Genomic DNA, 5319 nt, shown 5'->3' on the forward strand with positions numbered 1-5319 from the left:
TCTCGCAGCGGCAGTCGGGTCAGCAGTACTGCCGTTTCCCACACCAGGCGGTAAACCGGCCAGGCGACCGTCACGCGCACCGTACCGCTCATTGTGGGTACTGTCCAATCAGGGTTGAAATTCACTCTCCGGAAGAAGCCGGGGGCAGTCGCCAGCGCAGCTTGGTAGAACCCGTACACCTGCCCGGTGAGCGCCGGATTGGCAAAGCCGCCTCTTATTTCACACTCTGCTTGCTCCACCACCGCTGATTTGATCCCGGCAATCACAAAACGAAAGATAGCACTCAGACACCGAGGTACGACACGCAGGGCCTGACGCAGCAGGCGGATGCGATAGGCGAGCGACGCGGATCTCTGCTCTTGTGGGGCGCTCGAACGGGCAGGCGCGTGTTTCCGGACTTTCGCGGGTTTCGGTGCTATCCGCCAAACGCGACGGCCGAACAGGCGTACGACTATTCCGCCACCCACCATGTCAAATTCCGGCCCCGACCGGCCGAGTTTGACCGCGAGCAATCGCGTACGGGGTGCGATTTCCAGCCGTATGCGGATACGGGCGACGACCAGGGCGGTCAGAATGAGCAACAGTGAGAGCCAAACGTAGAGCATATCACACAATATACACAAAAACCGGGATTTGCGAGGACTCAGATTGGACTTGATCGGCCCCGGTGGCACGCCCCTTAGGGAGTGTTTAAGACCCTCGGATCCGTAATCGCGAGGCCCGCCCCGCCCCGCTATCGCAGGGCGGGTGTAGCCGTGGCGATCTCAACCTGCACGTACATAACATGGCAAGACTGCCGCCCTATGATTGCAGCGATGCTACGCTTCGCTGTGACGTTTTCTCGGCCCACCTCCCGCTCTTATCGTAGCTGGACGTTCGCGCAGGCCTTGACTCTCATGCCTGAGAAAAATGTCTGCCACCACCTTGACAGCACAATCAGATCGCGTATACTCCCCGCAGCCGGCGGCCACGTCCGCTCGGCTTATTAAGCCCTTTTAAGGTGATCCTGTGAGGTCACCAAAGGCGAGAACTTGATTATTCTGTCCGCAAGATCGACACGGCGTAATTCTGCCCCGCGCTGTTATCCTGCCCTGCAGATGCCCTCATCTGCAGGCTTTCGAATACCCCTCTTCAACTCCCGGAGGTGCCGTCTTGACGGCTAAAAACAAGCTCATTCTGGATGACAAGAAGATCGAACGCGCCCTGGCGCGGATCGCCCACGAGATTCTCGAACGCAACGGCGATGTCGCCTCGCTCGCCATCGTGGGCATTCTCACGCGCGGCGCTCACCTGGCGCGACGGATCGCCCTATTGATCGAGAAGCTCGAGGGAGTCGCCGTGCCGGTTGGGCTGATGGATATCTCGCTCTACCGCGACGATGTCCACCAAAAGCTGGATCAGCCCGTAATTCAGCGCACCGACATCATCTTCCCGGTCAAGGACAAGAACATCATATTGGTTGACGACGTGCTCTTTACGGGCCGCACCATCCGCGCCGCGCTGAACCACATTGTCGATTTCGGTCGCCCGCGTACGATCCAGCTGGCGGTGCTGGTGGATCGCGGACACCGCGAACTACCGATCAAGGCGGACTATGTCGGAGTGAATATCCCTACGTCGCGCTCCGATCAGGTAGTGCTCGAAGTCAAAGAAAAAGAAGGCGTCGACCAGGTATATGTTGCCCCTGGCGGAGGCAAGGCCGCTCTGGCGCCGCCCGGAGGCCCCGGCAAGAAACAGCCCGCTCCTGCCAGGGGGCGCGGAGAGAAGTCAAAGGCCCGCAAGTCCGCAGGTAAAGGAGGCAAGGCATGAGCCGCTTGTCGTCAAGGCATCTGCTTGGTCTCGAGGGAGTCCCGAAGGATGACATTGTCGCCATTCTCGATGCCGCCGAGACTTTTCGCGAGGTCCTCGACCGCGAGATTAAGAAACTCCCCACCCTGCGCGGCCTGACAGTCCTGAACCTCTTCTACGAGGCCTCCACCCGCACCAGAATCTCATTCGAGCTTGCTGAGAAAAGACTCTCCGCCGATACGATCAGTTTCACCAAGGCGTCATCATCGGTATCCAAGGGCGAATCTCTGCGCGACACGGTGCAGAATATCGAGGCGATGAAAATCGACATGGTAGTCGTGCGGCACGCGTCATCGGGAGTCCCCTACTACCTGACCAAGTGCATGGACGCGAATATCATCAACGCCGGCGACGGCACCCATGAGCACCCCACCCAGGCGCTGCTCGATATGTTCACGATCCGCCGCAAGTACGGCAAGCTCGACGGCCTTCGGGTGGTCCTGATCGGTGATGTCATGCACTCACGGGTGATTCGCTCGAATGTCTGGGGCCTCAAGACGATGGGGGTATCGGTGGCGCTGTGCGGGCCGTCGACTCTCATCCCCTACGGGGTCGAGATGTTCGATTGCGATGTCTATACGAATATCGATGAGGCCCTCGACGGCGCCGACGTGGTCAATGTCATGCGCATCCAACTCGAACGCCAGAAAGCGGGGCTGTTCCCGTCGCAGCGTGAATACACCGCCCTGTTCGGCATTAATAAAGACCGGCTCAAACGGCTCAACCGAAATTACACGATCATGCACCCTGGCCCGATGAATCGCGGCGTGGAGATTTCCACTGACGTAGCCGATGGCGATCAGTCGGTCATACTCGAGCAGGTCACCAACGGCGTGGCGATCCGCATGGCCGTGCTTTACCTGCTGTCAGGACGCAAGGAGGAGGCCTAACCGATGAGCAGCAAGAAATACGATCTGGCGATAACCGGTGGACGTGTGATCGACCCGGTGCTCGGATTCGAGAAAGAGGCGAGCATACTCATAAAAGACGGCCTGATTGCGGGTGTCGAGGCCGAAACCGCCGCCCTGCGCCGCACGCTGAAGTCGCTCGATCCTGATCAAATCATCGACGCCACTGGCAAACTGGTAACGCCGGGGCTGATCGATATGCATGTCCATCTGCGCGAGCCGGGCAACGAGGGCGCCGAGACGATAAAGTCAGGCTGCGAGGCGGCCGCCGCCGGAGGGTTCACGTCGGTCTGCTGCATGCCGAACACGCGTCCCCGTATCGACAGCCAGGAGGCGGTCAAGTTCGTGCAGGACCGCGCCCAGAACGCGTCGGCGCGGGTTTATGTCGCCGGCGCAATCACCAAGCATATCGACGGTCAGGAACTCGCGGAGATCGGCGACCTGGTCAAGATGGGCGCGATCGCCATCACCGACGACGGCCACTACGTGCAGAACCCGGAGATAATGCGCCGCGCTCTGCAGTACGCCCGCATGTTTGATATCCCGGTGATGCAGCACTCGGAGGATGCGTTTCTGTGCGAGGGCGGTGTGATGAATGAATCGGCGCAGTCGGCGCGTCTCGGCCTCAAGGGTCGTCCGACCGCCGCCGAGGAAATTGCCGTGCTTCGCGATATCGCCCTGTGTCGAATAACAGGCTCGCGGCTGCACGTTCAGCATATCACGACTCGTCGTGCTATCGACGCTGTCCGCGCGGCCAAACGCGAGGGGATTCGGGTCACGGCTGAGGCCTGCCCGCATCATTTTGTGCTTACCGACGATGAAATCGGCAAAGAGTTCAACACCAACCTCAAGGTCAACCCGCCCATTCGCACCAAAGATGATCGCAATGCGGTTATTGAGGGGCTGATCGACGGCGCGATCGACTGCATTGCTTCTGATCATGCGCCGCATTCGGCGGAGGACAAAGACTGTGAGTTTGACCAGGCGCCGTCGGGGATGATTGGACTGGAAACGACACTTGGCCTGGTGAAGACCTACCTTATTGACAAAGGGTATCTCGGCTGGGCGGACGCGATCCGCAAGATGACCGCCGATCCGGCACGTATCTTTGGTCTGCCGGGCGGCAGGCTGTCAATCGGTTCCCCGGCGGACATTACGATCATTGATCCTGACAAAAAGTGGAAGGTGAAGGCGGAGAATTTCCGCTCCAAATCTCGCAATTCGCCGTTTATAGGCTGGACTCTGACGGGCAAGGTGTACCGAACGATTTTAGGCGGGAGGGTGGTGTATGAGGGGTAGGGAGCGACGTGTGGAACGACAACCGACGGCCCTTGCCAAACCTCACATGACGAGCGGCACAGAGTTGCGTCTGAGCTAGGGAGAAGTACCAATGAGCGTGATCCACTACTTTCCAAGGTATAGCCAGGCTGAGAACTTCGTTACGAACAATACAATCCTCCTCCTGCTACGTTTGCGGGAGTTTGACCGTCTCAAGTTCGAGAAGCTCATGGAGGAATTATGCGCCGAAGTCGACGAGGAAGCGGCGCTATCGGGTTCTTGGCTTCACTTTCGGCAACAAGTTAAGACTGGCAAAAGCGTTGTAGACGGATTCATTGCCCAGGACAGTATCAAGATCGCAATTGAGACGAAGTTGGGGGGTACGTTCGACCTCAAGCAGATCGAGAATCATCTGGCCGTATTCGCAAACGAGCAACATAAATTCTTGATTTTGCTAAATCCCACTCAAGGGGAATTGCCCCAGGAGAGGCTTGAGTCAATTCGGCAACTAGCCGCTACGCGAGCGGCTCAGATCTTGCCGTTGACATTTCAAGACATCATTGAGAAGGCCAGGGGCCGGTATGGCCAATACGAGGAAGTACTGGCACTCATTGAGGACTATGAAGCGTTCTGTAGCGAAATGAGTCTCTTGCCGCGCGATCAGGTAACTCTCTTTGTTCCGCCATGTGGCCAGTCGTATGAAGACAACATACAGTTCCGTTTGTATTATTGCTCAGCGACATGGAGTCGAAGGCGGGCGAAGTACATTGGTATCTACAAAGATCGCAAGATTTCTGCTATTGGACGGATCGCTAAGATCGTTGTCTGTGACATCGACATGGTCACCAATAAAACTGTAAAGAACTCCGAAAGCATTACCCCAGAGGAGACAGAGCGTATACTTGGAGCCGCAGTGAATGCACGAAAGCGAAATTGGGATCTCACTGTTGGCAACAAATTCTATCTACTTGACGCCCTTGAGGCCACGGAGTTTCGAAAGAGCAGCCCGCGCGGCATCATGGGTCACCGCTACCTTGACTTGGAAGAGATCTTGAACCGTCGGCCTCCTGATGATCTTGCGGAGCTTGCAGCTATACTCCGAGAGTATACTTGGGAATGACGCCTAGTGTTTTGCCCGAGGCCCCCTCGCCTGCGGTGCGCGTTGCCTCATTGAAAGATGTTACCGAAGGTTTGGGGGTGGTCAGAGACGTTGCCTCACATTAGAGGTTACCGAGACCAGTTTGAAGATCACCTTCAGTTGTTGTTCAATTTGTTGTTTGAGTTG

5 protein-coding genes are annotated in these 5319 nt (G+C 57.4%); 4 read left to right on the forward strand and 1 reads right to left on the reverse strand.

Features of this window, described 5'->3' with window-relative positions; translation table 11 throughout:
- On the reverse strand, positions 1–605 hold a 605-nt coding region (locus tag AB1772_13080; protein ID MEW5797274.1), incomplete at its 3' end, for a hypothetical protein.
- 547 nt (positions 606–1152) lie between these two features.
- On the opposite strand from AB1772_13080, the gene pyrR reads away from it, so the two are divergent.
- The 4 genes from pyrR to AB1772_13100 all read left to right on the forward strand — a co-directional run bounded on the left by pyrR (position 1153) and on the right by AB1772_13100 (position 5154).
- On the forward strand, positions 1153–1809 hold the full coding sequence (gene pyrR, locus AB1772_13085) for a bifunctional pyr operon transcriptional regulator/uracil phosphoribosyltransferase PyrR (GenBank protein ID MEW5797275.1): 657 nt from the start codon (positions 1153–1155) through the stop codon (positions 1807–1809).
- Positions 1806–2738: an aspartate carbamoyltransferase catalytic subunit gene (locus AB1772_13090; GenBank protein ID MEW5797276.1), complete on the forward strand. Its 933-nt coding sequence runs from the start codon at positions 1806–1808 to the stop codon at positions 2736–2738. Before pyrR ends, AB1772_13090 begins: the two co-directional genes overlap by 4 nt.
- 3 nt (positions 2739–2741) lie before the next feature.
- Positions 2742–4055 (forward strand): dihydroorotase, encoded by a 1314-nt coding sequence (locus tag AB1772_13095; GenBank protein MEW5797277.1) that lies wholly within the window; start codon positions 2742–2744, stop codon positions 4053–4055.
- Positions 4056–4146: 91 nt separating this feature from the next.
- Entirely contained in the window at positions 4147–5154 is a 1008-nt protein-coding gene (locus tag AB1772_13100; GenBank protein ID MEW5797278.1) for a hypothetical protein, read from the forward strand.
- The last annotated feature ends 165 nt before the right edge of the window (positions 5155–5319 follow it).

This window comes from Candidatus Zixiibacteriota bacterium (genome assembly GCA_040752815.1).
Classification (GTDB): domain Bacteria; phylum Zixibacteria; class MSB-5A5; order GN15; family FEB-12; genus JAGGTI01.

What these genes read in the sequence shown, in the direction of transcription:
- AB1772_13090 (MEW5797276.1), top strand. Translation starts at nt 1,806, where the DNA reads ATGAGCCGCTTGTCGTCAAGGCATCTGCTTGGTCTCGAGGGAGTCCCG.
- AB1772_13095 (MEW5797277.1), top strand. Translation starts at nt 2,742, where the DNA reads ATGAGCAGCAAGAAATACGATCTGGCGATAACCGGTGGACGTGTGATC.
- AB1772_13100 (MEW5797278.1), top strand. Translation starts at nt 4,147, where the DNA reads ATGAGCGTGATCCACTACTTTCCAAGGTATAGCCAGGCTGAGAACTTC.